The sequence below is a fragment of the uncultured Flavobacterium sp. genome, assembly GCF_937967675.1.
Lineage (GTDB): Bacteria > Bacteroidota > Bacteroidia > Flavobacteriales > Flavobacteriaceae > Flavobacterium.
The window spans coordinates 21,606-37,348 of sequence record NZ_CALBSN010000090.1; the positions used below are offsets into that span (position 1 = coordinate 21,606).

Annotated in this window: 17 protein-coding genes; 10 read left to right on the forward strand and 7 right to left on the reverse strand. The window is 32.8% G+C overall.

The features are described 5' to 3' along the window. Positions 1-15: 15 nt before the first annotated feature. On the reverse strand, positions 16-1,380 hold the full coding sequence (gene hemN, locus Q0075_RS06310) for an oxygen-independent coproporphyrinogen III oxidase (protein ID WP_297868768.1): 1,365 nt from the start codon (positions 1,378-1,380) through the stop codon (positions 16-18). Positions 1,381-1,521: 141 nt separating this feature from the next. Here hemN and trxA point away from each other — a divergent pair, with 141 nt between their 5' ends. From trxA to Q0075_RS06330, 4 genes are all read left to right on the forward strand, one after another. Then, positions 1,522-1,824 carry a thioredoxin gene (gene trxA, locus Q0075_RS06315; RefSeq protein ID WP_297868769.1) on the forward strand — a complete coding sequence of 101 codons (303 nt, stop codon included), beginning with the start codon at positions 1,522-1,524 and terminating at the stop codon, positions 1,822-1,824. Positions 1,825-1,871: 47 nt separating this feature from the next. Beyond that, positions 1,872-2,261, forward strand: a complete 390-nt coding sequence (locus Q0075_RS06320) for a rhodanese-like domain-containing protein (protein WP_297868770.1) — start codon at positions 1,872-1,874, stop codon at positions 2,259-2,261. Between the two features lie 17 nt (positions 2,262-2,278). Then, positions 2,279-2,491 carry a DUF2892 domain-containing protein gene (locus Q0075_RS06325; protein ID WP_291108974.1) on the forward strand — a complete coding sequence of 71 codons (213 nt, stop codon included), beginning with the start codon at positions 2,279-2,281 and terminating at the stop codon, positions 2,489-2,491. Between the two features lie 67 nt (positions 2,492-2,558). Continuing rightward, positions 2,559-2,891, forward strand: a complete 333-nt coding sequence (locus tag Q0075_RS06330) for a tRNA-binding protein (protein ID WP_297868771.1) — start codon at positions 2,559-2,561, stop codon at positions 2,889-2,891. A 55-nt stretch (positions 2,892-2,946) separates the two neighbouring features. Here Q0075_RS06330 and Q0075_RS06335 read toward each other — a convergent pair whose 3' ends face one another. Both Q0075_RS06335 and Q0075_RS06340 read right to left on the reverse strand, forming a co-directional pair. Next, positions 2,947-3,321, reverse strand: coding sequence for a PUR family DNA/RNA-binding protein (locus Q0075_RS06335; RefSeq protein WP_291108978.1), 375 nt, complete (start codon positions 3,319-3,321; stop codon positions 2,947-2,949). A 70-nt stretch (positions 3,322-3,391) separates the two neighbouring features. Next, positions 3,392-5,158 carry an ABC transporter ATP-binding protein gene (locus Q0075_RS06340; protein ID WP_297868772.1) on the reverse strand — a complete coding sequence of 589 codons (1,767 nt, stop codon included), beginning with the start codon at positions 5,156-5,158 and terminating at the stop codon, positions 3,392-3,394. Positions 5,159-5,351: 193 nt separating this feature from the next. On the opposite strand from Q0075_RS06340, the gene Q0075_RS06345 reads away from it, so the two are divergent. The 4 genes from Q0075_RS06345 to yajC all read left to right on the forward strand — a co-directional run bounded on the left by Q0075_RS06345 (position 5,352) and on the right by yajC (position 8,239). Continuing rightward, a complete protein-coding gene (locus Q0075_RS06345; RefSeq protein ID WP_297868773.1) occupies positions 5,352-6,455 on the forward strand; it encodes a Glu/Leu/Phe/Val dehydrogenase dimerization domain-containing protein in 1,104 nt (367 codons plus the stop codon). Between the two features lie 83 nt (positions 6,456-6,538). Further along, positions 6,539-7,480: a transcription antitermination factor NusB gene (gene nusB, locus Q0075_RS06350; RefSeq protein ID WP_297868774.1), complete on the forward strand. Its 942-nt coding sequence runs from the start codon at positions 6,539-6,541 to the stop codon at positions 7,478-7,480. 11 nt (positions 7,481-7,491) lie between these two features. After that, the gene (locus Q0075_RS06355; RefSeq protein WP_297868775.1) at positions 7,492-7,950 is read left to right on the forward strand and encodes a DUF1573 domain-containing protein; all 459 of its coding nucleotides are present in this window, start codon (positions 7,492-7,494) and stop codon (positions 7,948-7,950) included. 19 nt (positions 7,951-7,969) lie between these two features. Beyond that, the gene (gene yajC, locus Q0075_RS06360) at positions 7,970-8,239 is read left to right on the forward strand and encodes a preprotein translocase subunit YajC (RefSeq protein ID WP_291108988.1); all 270 of its coding nucleotides are present in this window, start codon (positions 7,970-7,972) and stop codon (positions 8,237-8,239) included. Between the two features lie 52 nt (positions 8,240-8,291). Here yajC and Q0075_RS13145 read toward each other — a convergent pair whose 3' ends face one another. From Q0075_RS13145 to pepT, 4 genes are all read right to left on the reverse strand, one after another. Then, positions 8,292-8,525, reverse strand: coding sequence for a YdeI/OmpD-associated family protein (locus Q0075_RS13145; RefSeq protein ID WP_366798250.1), 234 nt, complete (start codon positions 8,523-8,525; stop codon positions 8,292-8,294). Then, complete coding sequence (locus tag Q0075_RS06365; protein ID WP_366798252.1) at positions 8,492-8,881, reverse strand: DUF1801 domain-containing protein; 390 nt, start codon at positions 8,879-8,881, stop codon at positions 8,492-8,494. Before Q0075_RS06365 ends, Q0075_RS13145 begins: the two co-directional genes overlap by 34 nt. Before the next feature lie 67 nt (positions 8,882-8,948). Beyond that, entirely contained in the window at positions 8,949-11,189 is a 2,241-nt protein-coding gene (locus tag Q0075_RS06370) for a M20/M25/M40 family metallo-hydrolase (protein ID WP_297868776.1), read from the reverse strand. A 104-nt stretch (positions 11,190-11,293) separates the two neighbouring features. Then, positions 11,294-12,538: a peptidase T gene (gene pepT, locus Q0075_RS06375; RefSeq protein WP_297868777.1), complete on the reverse strand. Its 1,245-nt coding sequence runs from the start codon at positions 12,536-12,538 to the stop codon at positions 11,294-11,296. A gap of 207 nt (positions 12,539-12,745) precedes the next feature. Here pepT and katG point away from each other — a divergent pair, with 207 nt between their 5' ends. Next, entirely contained in the window at positions 12,746-15,070 is a 2,325-nt protein-coding gene (gene katG, locus Q0075_RS06380; protein ID WP_297868778.1) for a catalase/peroxidase HPI, read from the forward strand. A gap of 209 nt (positions 15,071-15,279) precedes the next feature. Next, positions 15,280-15,741 carry a hypothetical protein gene (locus tag Q0075_RS06385; RefSeq protein WP_297868779.1) on the forward strand — a complete coding sequence of 154 codons (462 nt, stop codon included), beginning with the start codon at positions 15,280-15,282 and terminating at the stop codon, positions 15,739-15,741. Positions 15,742-15,743 lie beyond the last annotated feature (2 nt).

Below are 15,743 nucleotides of genomic sequence, written 5' to 3' on the forward strand. Positions count from 1 at the left end.
TCATATAATATTCACTTAAATCGTCATAGAAAATAGTTTTGTTTCAGGAGCTTTTCGAATTAAACGTAAATCAAAAGCCATACAAATATTACGCACAAAAGGTTTTCCTTTTTCAGTTACCATAATGCTATCATTTTGAATGGTTAAAATGCCGTCATCTTCCATTTCTTCCAGGCTTGCTAATACAGATGATAATTCAGGAAAATCTAGAGTTTTATCTTTCCATGAGGTAGTAAATTGGCACATTAAATTTAAAATATGTCTTCTAATAATTAAATCTTCTGAAGTTAGAACGTGACCTCTAAAAATAGGCAATTGATTGTCTGCTAAATGCGTATAATAATCTTCTATTGTTTTTTCATTTTGCGCAAAACTGTACCAACTATCACTAATAGAAGACACGCCTAAGCCTATCATTAATTGTGTTTTTGAAGCGGTATAGCCCATGAAATTACGATGCAGTTTTCCTTCTTTGAATGAAGTATACATGCTATCGTTTTCTAATGCAAAGTGATCCATTCCAATTTCATGGTAGCCGTTTTGTGCCAATTGTTTTTTACCTTCTTCATACAACATTCGTTTCTCGTCGTCTTTTGGTAAATCTTCGTCTTTAAATCCGCGTTGACCGTTGCCTTTAATCCATGGCACGTGTGCGTAACTGTAAAAAGCTAATCTATCGGGTTGTAACGATTTGGTTTTATCAATTGTATCTTTAACGTCGGCTAATGTTTGAAATGGTAATCCAAAAATTAAGTCGTGACCAATAGATGTATATCCAATTTCTTTTGCCCAAAATGTTACTTTCGCAACATTGTGAAAGGGTTGTATTCGATGAATTGCTTCTTGCACTTTTGGCGAATAATCTTGCACTCCAAAACTTACTCTTCTAAAACCTAAATTGTAAAGTGTTTGTAAATGTTGTTTAGTAGTATTGTTTGGATGTCCTTCAAAGCTAAATTCATGGTCTTCAGCTTTAGTTGCGTATTGAAATATGCCCTTTATTAAGTATTCAAGATTTTCCGGAGAAAAGAATGTTGGGGTACCACCACCTAAGTGAATTTCTTTGATTATGGGTTTTCTGGGAAATAAATCGCAATATAATTTCCATTCTTTAATAACAGCTGCAATGTAAGGGTCTTCCACTTCATGACGTTTGGTAATGCGCTTGTTACAGCCACAAAAGGTACATAAACTTTCACAAAACGGAAGGTGAATATATAAGCTAATACCTTCTGTATTGTTAGATTCTTTAAACGATTGCAACAATGTTTTTTTCCAATCTTCTATGTGGAAATTTTCCTCTTCCCAGTATGGAACAGTTGGATAACTGGTATAGCGGGGACCGGGAACGTTATATTTTTGGACTATTGAGACTGACATTAGTATAGATTTTTAGCACCATACAAACTTATTGCGCTTCAAAACAAAAAAAAATGATAATTATCATATTACGTTTGTGTAACAAATATTACAGATGAAAGTTATTCCAAATCGTATCTTTGAATTAGAAAAAAATCGATTATGAATGCAAAATTTAATGATATTATAAATGGTAACGATTTGGTATTAGTTGATTTCTATGCCGATTGGTGTGGACCTTGTAAAATGATGTCGCCTATCTTACAAGAAGTGAAGTTAGATTTGAAAGATGCTGTTAAAATTATAAAAGTGAATGTTGACCAACACCAAGATTTGGCGAGTCATTTTATGGTTAGAGGTGTTCCAACGTTAATGTTGTTTAAAACAGGAAAGATGTTATGGCGTCAATCGGGAGTGTTGAGTGCTAAAGATTTAACAACTATAATTAGCAATCATTTGAATTAATTTTTTTTGTATATTTATAAACGAAAACAAACAAAAACATAAAAAGAATGAAATTTAAAGTATTGAGTTTGGTCATCCTATTTTTTGGATTGACTTCTTGTTTGAAGAATCAAGCAGATGGTGTTCAAGTATTGGATGTAGCCAAATATGAGAAAAAAATGGCTCAACCTGATGTGCAATTGGTAGATGTTCGTACGCCAGAAGAATTTAATGAGGGTCATTTAGAAAATGCAATAAATATTGATGTTACGGCTGATGATTTTGATGCCAAAGTAGCTAGTTTAGATAAAGAAAAACCAGTAATGGTTTATTGTAAACTTGGAGGAAGAAGTTCCAAAGCGGCTACTCGATTAAAAGAATTGGGATTCAAAAATATTTCTGATTTAGAGGGTGGAATTACCAATTGGACAAATGAGAACAAACCAATAGTAAAATAAACTTAATACTTTAGATTATGAAGAAAAATGTAGGTACTGGTGATCGCTTTTTACGAGTTATGATTGGAGTGATTGCTTTAATTTTAGGACTTTCAGGAATGTTAGACGGAACCATGAAATGGGTTGCATTAGGTGCAGGAATCATGATGGTTGTTACAGCTTCTTTAGAGTTTTGCCCGCTTTACACGTTTTTAGGCATCAATACATGTAAGGTAAAATCAAAAAAATAAAATCAAATTAAAAATTAATATAAGTATGATTTACTTCGGTAAATTGTACTTTTTTATTTTATACCCTATGATAACTTGGAACGATTTTGAAAGAGTAGAAATGCGCATTGGAACTATCTTAGATGTACAAGATTTTCCAAAAGCAAATAAACCAGCGTATCAATTAACGATTGATTTTGGTGTTGAATTAGGAATTAAAAAATCTTCTGCACAAATTACCAAGCGTTATACAAAAGAAGAATTGCATGGGAAACAAATTATTGCCGTGGTCAATTTTCCAAAAAAACAAATTGCGGATTTTATGAGCGAGTGTTTGGTGTTGGGTTCAGTAGGCGAGGAAAACGATATTGTTTTGCTGACTTCTGATATTCCTGTTGAAAATGGGTTGCGTATTGGATAAAAAAAATCCCAAATTCTTAATAGAGTTTGGGAATTTATATTATTTATTCAAAAGATTAAATATCGTCGAAATCAATATTAGTAAAGCTCTCAGCTGATTTTACTTCATCGTTTCCTTCAGTATAAACTTCTCTTTTGAAATCTTTTTGATGTCTTTCTGAGATTACTTCTTCTCCTTTTTGGTCAAGAACAAAATCCGTCATTTCATCTAAAATTTCTCTGAAAGCAGCAAAATCTTCTTTGTACAAATAGATTTTGTGTTTTTTAAAGTGAAATGAACCATCTTCTTCTGTAAACTTTTTACTTTCAGTAATGGTAATGTAGTAATCATCTGCTTTTGTAGCTCTTACATCAAAGAAATACGTTCTTCTTCCTGCACGCAATACTTTAGAAAAAATATCTTCTTTTTCTAACATGTCATTTTCTCTCATAATCCTACTGTCAATTAATTAGTGTTATAGCGTCTCAAAAATCTAAAAAAAAATCGGATTAAACAAAAGTTTATTCAATTTCTTTTTCCGAAAGTTGTTTTAAGTATAACTCTTTGTAGTAACCATTAAGGTCTAATAGTTGAGAATGAGTACCTTGCTCTATAATTTTACCTTCGTCTAAAATGATAATCCAATCCGCATTTTTGGCAGAAGAAACTCGGTGACTCACAATTATAGTTGTTTTGTCTTTGCAATAGTCTAATAAGTTGTTCAAAATGGTTTCTTCAGTTTCGGTATCTACAGCGCTTAAGCAATCGTCTAAAAGAAGTACAGGAGCATTTTTAATTAAAGCTCGAGCAATAGAAACACGTTGCTTTTGTCCACCCGATAGCGTAATACCTCGTTCGCCTAAAACCGTTTCATATTGCTGATTGAAATTCATGATGTTATCATGAACTACGGCTTTTTTAGCGGCTTCCATAACTTCTTCATCAGTAGCATGTTCGTTCCCGAATTTGATGTTATTTTTGATACTATCCGAAAACAAGAAAGCATCTTGTGGCACTACACTAATCTGATTGCGTAAATCAAATAAATTCAAGTCTTTGATGTCTTTATTGTCAATTGAAACCGTTCCTGAAGTCGTATCATACAAACGACTAATTAAGGTTAAAAGAGTCGATTTTCCAGAACCTGTTTTTCCTAGAATCGCTAACGTTTTTCCTTTTTTAACTTCAAACGAAATTTGGTCTAAAGCTTTGATTTTAGTGTCTTCATATTCAAAAGAAACTTTATCAAATTTAATTGCGCCTTCAATTGAAGTATGACTGCTAACCGTATTTTTAATTTCAGGTTCCTCTTTTAGGAATTCATTAATACGTTTTTGCGAAGCTTCTGCCTCTTGAACTAATGAAGAAACCCAACCCAAAGAAGCTACTGGCCAAGTCAACATGTTGATGTATAAAATGAATTGGGCAATAACTCCAATACTTGCAATTTCAGGATCGTTATTGATGTACATAGAACCACCAACATAAACTACAACCAAGTTACTCAATCCAATAAGTAAAATCATTAACGGACCAAAAAGCGAATTTACTCTCGCTAAATCCATTGCTTTTGTTCTACTCTCATTGCTTAAATCAGTAAATTCATTTTGTTTTTTACCTTCAATCGCATAGGCTTTAATTACTCGAATTCCAGAGAAAATTTCTTGTGTAAACGAAGAAAGCGTTGATAAATTCTTTTGAAATTCGCCACTACGTTTATGAATCATCGAACTAATTTTGAAAATACTATACGATAAAAGAGGTAATGGTAATAAAGAATATAAAGTTAGTTTTGGTGAAATGTTGTACATGTAAATCACCACAATTGTAAAACGCATTAAGGTATTTAACGAATACATTACGGCTGGACCTACATACATTCTCACTTTTCCAACGTCTTCGCTAATGCGATTCATTAAATCTCCGGTGCGATTGCGTTTGTAGAAACTTTGCGATAAGGTTTGGTAATGATTGAATATTTCGTTTTTCAAATCAAATTCCACATGGCGCGACATTACAATCAAAGTTTGACGCATTAAGAAGGTGAAAAATCCGGCGATAATTGTGGTTCCTAAAATCAGCAAAATGTTGTGAAATAATGATTTTTGAAAGCTAAGTAAGTCGCCATCTGGACTTTTTACGTAGTCTTCAATTACTTTTATGGAGTTTCCAATTAACTCTGGAGTAAATAAAGAGAAGATTTGTGCTACAATCGTAATAACTATTCCAAGTAGGAAGCGATATTTGTATTTGACAAAGTATTTGTTTAAATATTGTAATTCTTTCATAGTATTCTTTAGTGTGATACCATTTCTGTATCAAATTCATTAAAAAGATAATCAATTGATAATGAACGATTATCGAGTTTTTTCGCTTTTCATTGCTAAATTATTAAATTAAATATAATTTTTTGAATCATTTTAAAATTATTCGTAATATTGTAACTAAATATTGAATAATTTTCAACATAACTCAAATCGCATGACAGCAGAATTATTAAAAGCCAATGAGCTTCAAAAAGTAGACCCTGTTTTTGGTCAAGTATCTTTTGATGGTCATGAGCAAGTTGTATTTTGTCACGACAAAGATACAGGATTAAAAGCAATTATTGGAATTCATAACACAGTTTTAGGACCTGCATTAGGAGGAACTAGAATGTGGAATTATACAAACGAATGGGAAGCGTTAAACGATGTTTTGCGTTTGTCTCGTGGAATGACTTTCAAAAACTCAATTTCAGGATTAAATTTAGGTGGTGGAAAAGCGGTTATCATTGGTGACGCTAAAACTCAAAAAACACCTGAATTAATGCGTCGTTTTGGACAGTTTGTAGATTCATTATCAGGAAAATATATCACTGCAGAAGATGTAGGAATGGAAACTAAAGACATGGATACAGTTAACGAAGTAACAAAACATGTTGCCGGTATTTCTGTTGAAAGAGGTGGTTCTGGAAACCCTTCTCCTGTTACAGCTTACGGAGTTTTCATGGGAATGAAAGCAGCAGCTAAATATAAATTCGGTTCTGATAATTTAGAAGGTAAAAGTGTTTTAGTACAAGGAATTGGTCACGTTGGTGAATCGTTAGTGCAACACTTAACAGAAAGTGGTGCAATCGTAACGATTACAGATATCAACGAAGATAGAGTACACCAAGTAGGAGCTAAGTATGGAGCTAAAATTTTTACTGGTGCTGACATATACAGTGCTGATGTAGATATTTACGCACCTTGTGCTTTAGGAGCTACTATTAATGATGCTACTATAAACAATATCAAAGCTTCTATTATTGCTGGAGCAGCTAATAATCAATTAGCAAACGAAGCAGTTCATGGAAAAATCTTAAAAGAAAAAGGTATTTTATATGCACCTGATTTCTTAATCAATGCAGGTGGTGTTATCAACGTGTATTCAGAATTGGTAAAATGGACGAATGCTCAGGTAATGGAGAAAACAGAAAACATCTATAATACAGCATTAGAGATTTTTAAATTTGCAGATGATAACAACATTACTACACATCAAGCGGCTTTTTCAATGGCGCAAAAACGTATTGATGATGCAAAAAATGAATTAAAGAAGTAATTCGTTTTAAATAAAATTGTATTTTTGCAGAGCGAAAGAGGCAACTTTTTCGCTCTTTTAATTTTATAAAGTTCTTAATTAGTATGTTAAACAGAAGACATATCCGAGTAAAAGTGATGCAAAGTATTTATGCAATGCACCAACACCAATCTGATAATTTGGATAAAGAAGAAAAATTTCTTTTTCAAAGTATCGAAAACACCCAAAACTTGTATCTTTTATTGCTTTCAGCCTTAATAGAAATCAAAAAGAAAGAAGAAGAATACATCGATTTGGCTTCTAAAAAACATTTAGCTACTAAAGAAGAAATCAATCCTAACTTAAAATTTATCAATAATAAAGTTTTGGTTTTACTAACCGAATCGGAAGCGTTGGAAACTGCTATAGATGATCATAACATCAATAACTGGAAATTAAATGATGATATTATTTTAGGTTTAATTGATACGATTAAAGAAAGTGAGTTGTATCAAAATTACATGCAAAAACCTGTTGGTGATTTTGAAGATGATAAAAAATTCATCGTTGATTTATATACTGAAGTTATCGCTCCAAGCGACCGTTTATATGATTATTTGGAAGATCATAAATTGACTTGGTTGGACGATTTACCAGCAATTAATACTTTAATTGTGAAACAAATCAAACAATTAAAAGGAGAAAATGATACTTTGATTGTTCCAAAAGTTTACAAAGACGAAGATGATAAAGATTTCGTAAAAAACTTGTTTAGAAAAACGGTTTTGAATGAAATGGAATTATCAAAAGAGTACATTGATAAAACGCCTAATTGGGATGTAGAACGTATTGCTGAAATTGATACCATTATCTTAAAAATGGCAATTTGTGAGTTGTTGAAATTTCCATCTATTCCAACGAAAGTAACAATTAACGAATATTTAGAAATTGCAAAAGAGTATTCTACGCCAAAAAGTAGTATTTTTATCAACGGAATTTTAGATAACTTGGTAAAAGAATTTACTCAAGATGGTAAATTAAAAAAATCAGGTAGAGGTTTATTATAAATTTTAATAATATGATTAGAAAATCACTTAGTTTATTAGCTGTTTCATTTGTTTTTTTAGCCGTTTCTTGTAGACAAGAAAGTGCAGCCGATAAAATTACAGATGCTGATATGAAAACTGTTGAAGCAGAAAAAGTATTAGTTGGAAAATTACCAATAATAGAATTAGACAAAGAAATTCATGATTTTGGTGCCATTACAGAAGGTGATGTAGTGGAAACAGAATTTACCGTTAAAAATGTTGGGGAATCTGATTTAATTATTTCAGATGCAAAAGGAAGTTGTGGTTGTACTGTTCCTCAACCACCAAAAGATCCAATTAAACCTGGAGATTTTGCACCAATAAAAGTATCTTTTGACTCTAAAAATAAACCAGGAGAGCAAGAAAAAACAGTAACGTTAACGACTAATACTGAGAATGGTCATGAAACGTTCAAAATTAAAGCAAATGTAACACCAGCTGCTAAATAGTAGCTTTAATAATTAGTATATGAATTCAAGTTTAGCAATACAATTAGTATTAATGATTGCCGTGTTTTATTTCTTATTAATAAGACCACAACAACAGAGAGCCAAAAAAGAAAAAGCATTTGAAACCGGATTAAAAGTAGGGGATAGAATCATCACTAAAGCAGGAATCCACGGTAAAATTGCAGAAATGAATGAAGATACTGTAGTAGTTGAAACTATGGCAGGTAAAATTAAAATGGAGAAATCTGCTATTTCTATGGAAATGAGCGCTAAATTAGCAGCAAAATAAGATTTTTTAAATAGTAAAAAAGCCGAATTTCAATATTGAAATTCGGCTTTTTTTATGCTCTGTATTTGTCGTTTAAACCTCGTCCTTCTATAATTATTGGAATGATTTTTTCCAGACGAGTAATTTGTGTTTTTTCTTGTTTAGCAGAAGTTATGTATTCAATAAATTCTCTTTGTTTGTAAGGAGCAAATGCATTGAATTTGTTTAAAAGGTCTGAATTTTTATCCAATTCGTTTTGTAGTAATTCAGGAATTATTGTTTCCTTTTTTTCTTTTGGAATAGCCAATCCTTTTTTTCAATTTCAATAGCTTCTTTAATATAGGCTAAAATTAATTTCTCATCAATTTCGTTAATTGAATTGAATCGCATTTGCCTTAATGATTTCGTGTTTTCTTCATTTGCATTGATGAGCAATTTCTTTTCATCTTTCAAAAAAACACCATTGTAAAACCAAATTCCAAAATAGGATTTAAAACCACCGATACCAACTACATTTTTGTTTTTATAGGTATAAACAGGACCACCCCATTTTGTAGTTTCAATTAAAGGTGTTTTCCGAATGATAGCGTGTAATTGCTCTAATTCGTTTTCCCATTGGTTGGTTTTATTCCATTTGTTTTCTTTTTCCAAAATTGTATGCATTTGTGTTTATCAAATATAAATAATCTTCATAAAAAAAAAGAGGAACAAAGTCCTCTTTAATTAAATTTTAGAATTTTACTTTTACAGTAATTGGTTTACCGTTTCTCATTATGGTTACGTCTTTTTCATCGCCAACACTTAATTTGGATAAGCAATCCATATAACCGTATACTTCTTTTATTTCGCAATCTCCAATTTTTACTAGAATATCACCCGCTAAAATTCCCGCTGCATGAGCCGGACGATTATCCGTAACACCATCAATATGTAAACCATCTCCATGATCGGTGTAATCAGGCATAATTCCTAAAGTTACTTTGTATTTTGGAACTACTTTTTCAGTATTCATAGCTGTTTTAGTGAACTCAACTTTCTCTAATTTCTCAATTTCTGAACAAACTCTGAATACATAATCCGTAATGTTTCTTACACCGTAGTAATTGATTTTATCCTCATCATCACTTGGTTTGTGATAATCATTATGAGTACCAGTAAAGAAAAACAACACCGGAATATCTTTTAAATAAAATGAAGTGTGGTCAGAAGGTCCTTGTCCTGCAAGGTCTAAAGTAACATTAAAGCCAGCTGGTTTATTTTTGTTTACGATGTTTGTGAATTCAGGAGAAGTTCCTACGCCACCCACAGTTAACCCTTTATCTGCATTTAATCTTCCAATCATATCCATGTTTATCATCGTTACTACATTAGGATATAATGATTTTAAAGTTTCTGCCATGTGTTTTGAACCAATTAAACCATCTTCTTCGCCTGAAAATAGAGCAAAAATATAATTCGCATTTTCTTTGGTTTTGTTTTTTGATAGCATACGAGCTAATTCCAAAACTCCAGCAACACCAGAAGAATTATCATCTGCTCCGTTATGAATTTCGCCATGTGAATTAGGTTTTGTAGAATGGTTGTGTTCGTTTAAACCTAAATGGTCGTAATGTGCTCCAATAATGATGGTTTTAGAAGCTTTGTTATCTAAAAACGCAATTACATTGGTTCCTTGATTGGCTTTGTCACCCGAACCATCTGTAGCATGAGGATTCAATTTTACTTTGTAATTGAATTTTTGGAAATAACTATTGTTTGCATAAGGTTTTAATCCTAAAGCTTTGAATTCTTTTGCAATATAATCGGCAGCTTTTTTCTCGCCTTCTGAACCCGTTAAACGTCCTTGTAATTCGTCAGAAGCTAAATAACTAATGTGTTTCTTTAGTGACTTTGGTTGTGCAATTTCGGCAGCATCACCTTCAACCCAATCCGCGATGAACACATTGGTTTCTCTTGGTTTGCTTTGCATTCTGTTACTAGAGAACACCAATTTTTTTCCATCAGGAGAAAACATTGGAAACGCATTAAATTCGCTTTCCCAAGTAATTTGCTGTAAATTTTCACCATTGGTATCAATCATGTACAATTGGAAATCATAACCACGTGTGGAATGATGATTCGAGGAGAAGATAATTTTTTTATCAGAAGGGTGGAAGTAAGGTGCCCAATTGGCTTTCCCAAGATTCGTAATCTGTTTTAAATCAGTACCATCGATGTTGCAAGTATAGATTTCCATTTCAGATGGCGCTACTAAATTTTGTGCTAATAAATCTTTATACTCTTTAATCGCTTCAGGCGTTTTTGGACGAGATGAACGGAATACGATTTTCTTACTATCATGCGAAAAGAAGCAACCACCATCATATCCTAATCCAGAAGTGATTTGTTTTAAATTGCTACCATCAATATCCATTACATAGATTTCCAAATCACCACTTCTAATACTGGTGAACGCAATTTTTTTTCCGTCAGGTGAAACCACAGCTTCTGCATCATAACCTGGAGAATTAGTGAATTGTTTTACAATATTTCCTTTTAAATCAGCCATGTAAATGTCAAATTCAGGATAAATTGCCCAAAGATATTTACCATCAATTGGTTTTGGTGGAGCCGGACATGCATGATCTGCTGCGTGAGTGGAAGCGTAAATAATATGTTTTCCATCAGGCATATAGAAAGAACAAGTAGTTCTTCCTTTTCCAGTTGAAACTAATTGTAAGCTTTTTTCATTAAATTCTTGAGCTTGTAAATCCAACATAAAGATTTGGTCGCACGAAACTCCAAAGGCTTTATTGGTAACTTGAAGCGTTAGTTTATCTCCTTTTGGACTAAAATAAGCTTCGGCATTATCGCCACCAAAAGTTAATTGTTTGATGTTTTTAAGATGTTTTTCTTGTGCTAACGTAATTGTAGAAATTGAGACAAGCGCAACTAATAATAGATTCTTTTTAAGGTTTATTTTTTGAAACATAATTGTTTTGATTTTTATTGAATAAGAATAGAATTGCGAATATACAAAAAAAGACAAGCTGTAAATTGCCTGTCTTTATAATAGTTATCTATTATGAAATAGATTTATTTTTTAGTTGTAGCTGTAATTTCAGCAATTTTCACAATAACTTCAGTAGCTTTAACCATACTTTCAACAGGAACATATTCATATTTCCCGTGGAAGTTATGACCACCTGCAAAGATGTTCGGACAAGGTAATCCTTTGTACGATAATTGACAACCATCAGTTCCACCTCGAATAGGTTTGATGATTGGTTTTATACCTAATTCTTTCATCGCTTTTTCGGCAATTTCAACAATATGGAAAACAGGTTTTACCTTTTCTTTCATGTTGTAGTATTGGTCTTTTACTTCCTCAATTACGATTTCTTCACCAAATTGTTTTTGCCATTTTTTATTGAATTTATTGGCTAATTCATGTATAAACTCTTTTCTCTCTTTGAATTTTTTAGCACTATGGTCGCGAATGATTAATTCAACCACTGTTTCTTCAATACTTCCAGAAATTCCAACTACGTGAAAGAATCCTTCGTAACCTTTAGTTTTTTCAGGAATTTCTTTCTTTGGTAATTTAGAAATGAATTGGTTGGCTAACAACATCGAGTTGATCATTTTTCCTTTAGCATATCCTGGATGAACGCTTTTTCCTTTGAATGTAATTTTAGCTCCAGCGGCATTGAAATTTTCGTACTCCAATTCTCCAATTTGACTTCCATCCATGGTGTAAGCCCAATCACAACCAAATTTTTCAACATCAAATTTATGAGCACCACGACCAATTTCCTCATCTGGCGTAAAACCTACACGAATTTTACCGTGTTTAATTTCTGGATGTTGAATAAGGTATTCCATTGCCGACATAATTTCGGTAATACCCGCTTTATCATCGGCACCAAGTAATGTAGTTCCATCGGTAGTGATTAAAGTTTGTCCTTTATATAAAAGTAAATCTTTGAAATAACTTGGTGATAAAACGATATTTTGTTTCTTATTTAAAACGATATCACCACCATCATAATTTTTTACAATTTGAGGTTTTACGTTAGCTCCAGTAAAATCAGGTGTAGTGTCGTAGTGAGAAACAAAACCTATAGTAGGAACTTCGTGTTTTACATTACTTTCTAAAGTAGCCATAACATAACCATTTTTATCGATAGTTACATCGGTCATCCCCATTACTTTTAGTTCTTTTACTAATAGATTGGCTAGGTCTAATTGTTTTTTTGTGCTTGGAGTAGTATCTGAATTTGGATCAGATTCGGTGTCTATAGTAACGTAGCTTATAAAGCGATTTATAATATGTTGCATAATTAATATTTTGTACAAATATAAATATTAATACGGTATTTTTAGAGTATAAGAGCAGTACTATTTAAAATAGGTATTTCTTATAGTAGACTACAACTCTTTATCAATAAAATCTATACTTATATAAAAAATAACATTCTAAAGTATAAAAAAACCATTTTAAATTAATCGAAATTTGATCAACTTTAAAAACAAATAATTAGCTTTATGAAAAGAGTATTAGTAACAACCAGTTTATTTCTTGGGTTATTTGCAATAGCACAGGAAACGGCTACTTGTCCAGTAACAGGGAGAACGATGAGTATTTCTAAAGAAAATCCTCACAGCGGACCTCATGCTGCTGATTATCACAACAGCAAGAATAGCACTACTACCACTCCTGCAACTGTGGGGACTACAACAGTTGATAGAAACAAACAGTGGTGGCCAAATCAATTGAATTTGAATGTATTACGTCAGAATTCTGAAAAGTCAGATCCTATGGGAGCAAAATTTGACTATGCAAAAGAATTCCAATCGTTAGATTATGAAGCTTTAAAGAAAGACTTACGTACCTTAATGACACAATCACAAGAGTGGTGGCCAGCCGATTTTGGTCATTACGGAGGATTGTTCATTCGTATGGCGTGGCACAGTGCGGGAACGTATAGAACTGGCGACGGTAGAGGAGGAACTCGTGCTGGAATGCAACGTTTTGCACCTCAAAACAGTTGGCCAGATAATGGTAACTTAGACAAGGCACGTCGTTTGTTATGGCCTATCAAACAAAAATATGGTAATAAAATCTCTTGGGCCGATTTAATGATTTTAACAGGTAACGTTGCATTAGAAGACATGGGCTTTAAAACCTTTGGATTTGCAGGAGGTAGAGAAGATGTTTGGGAACCAGAGTCGCATGTGTATTGGGGACCAGAAACCAAATGGTTAGATGACCAACGTTATTCGGAAGGAAGAAAATTAGAAAATCCATTAGCGGCAGTACAAATGGGGTTAATCTATGTTAATCCAGAAGGGCCTAATGGAAATCCAGATCCGGTATTAGCAGCAAAAGACATCCGTGAAACCTTTGGAAGAATGGGAATGAATGATGAAGAAACTGTTGCTTTAATTGCAGGTGGACACACTTTAGGTAAAACACATGGTGCTGGTGATGCTAAATTAGTCGGGCCAGATCCTGAAGCAGCGCCAATTGAAGAGCAAGGATTAGGATGGAAAAGCAGCTATAAATCAGGAAAAGGGACAGATGCTATTACTTCAGGTTTAGAAGTTACTTGGACATCAACTCCAGCAAAATGGAGTCACGATTACTTAACGTTCTTGTTCAAATATGATTGGGAATTAACTACAAGTCCAGCAGGAGCGAAACAATGGATTGCTAAAACAGATGATAAGATTATTCCTGATGCATTTGGCAAAAACAAAATGCACAAACCCTATATGTTAACGACTGACTTATCGTTACGTTATGATCCAATTTACGAGAAAATTTCTAGACGTTTCTTAACAGACGAAAAAGCTTTCAATGATGCTTTCGCTCGTGCTTGGTTCAAATTGACACACCGTGATATGGGACCTAAAACCACTTATTTAGGACCAGAAGCACCAAAAGAAGATTTAATTTGGCAAGATCCAATTCCAGCAGTAAATCACAAATTAGTCAATGAAAAAGAAGTGAAAGGATTACAAGCGCAAATCTTAGCTTCGGGATTAAGTATTCAAGATATGGTATCTGTGGCTTGGGCTTCGGCTTCAACTTACAGAGGTTCAGATAGAAGAGGTGGAGCTAATGGAGCGAGAATTCGTTTAGAGCCACAAAGAAGTTGGGAAGTAAACAATCCTGCACAATTGAATCGTGTATTATCGGCTTTAGAGAAAATCCAGGCTGATTTTAATGCAAAATCGAAAGATAAAAAAGTGTCTTTGGCAGATTTAATCGTATTGGCTGGAAATACAGGAGTTGAACAAGCAGCTAAAAATGCAGGTTATACCGTTAATGTTCCTTTTACACCAGGTAGAATGGATGCTTCTCAGGAACAAACTGATGTAAAATCATTCGCAGTTTTAGAGCCACAAGCAGATGGTTTCCGTAATTACTTAAAAACAAAATACACGGTTTCTACAGAAGAATTATTAGTAGATAAAGCCCAATTATTGACTTTAACGGCTCCTGAAATGACTGTTTTAGTAGGAGGTATGAGAGCTTTGAATGCTAACTATGATGGTTCTAAACATGGTATTTTTAGTACTTCAAAAGATAAATTAAACAATGCGTTCTTCGTTAATTTATTAGCAATGGGAACTACTTGGAAATCAGCTTCTAACGATCAGGAAGTATTTGAAGGTCGTGATATGAAAACCAACGAATTAAAATGGACGGCTACTCGTGCGGATTTGATTTTTGGCTCTAATTCTGAGTTAAGAGCTATAGCTGAAGTGTATGCACAAAACGATAACCAACAAAAATTTGTAAATGACTTCGTTGCAGCATGGACTAAAGTAATGAATTTAGATCGTTTTGATGTAAAAAAATAAGTTCTTATTTACCCAAATAGGATGGCCTGCAGATGTAATGTTTGCGGGCTTTTTTTATTTTTTTTCCTTAAGAAGAATAAAGTATTGCGATGTTGAAATATTTTTTTACTTTCAAAAGATTTTTACTTTGTTATACAAATTAGGTATTTATACTTAGAAGGATAAGCATTTTGATTTTTAGATTTGCCAATAATTTTAAACTTTAAAAAATGAAAAAAATCTTATCAATTGCCGTAATTTTATTTACGTTGTTATCATGTAGTTCTGATGATAGTAATTCTAGAAACTCAGATACTTATATTAAGTTTACTATTAATGGAACTAATTATAATTTCAGAGACATTATTACTGCGGAATCTGGAGCTATTACTATTAATGGAAATAACGGAACGTTAACAAATCCTGGTGATACACAATTAACTCTTTGGTTGCCATTAATGCTATCAAATGGAACTTTTGATGTTGATGATAGTTTTGAAAATCCGTATCAAATTTCATTTGATTCTCAGGCATTGAATTTTGATTTTGATTTTGCGGAATTAGGAACTATTACAATAACACAATCGACAGGTGATTATATCAAAGGAACTTTTACAGCAACTATAACAAATAGTAATGACCAAACTATTAATATTACAAATGGTGAGTTCAAAGCTTATTCAATGGAATAGTA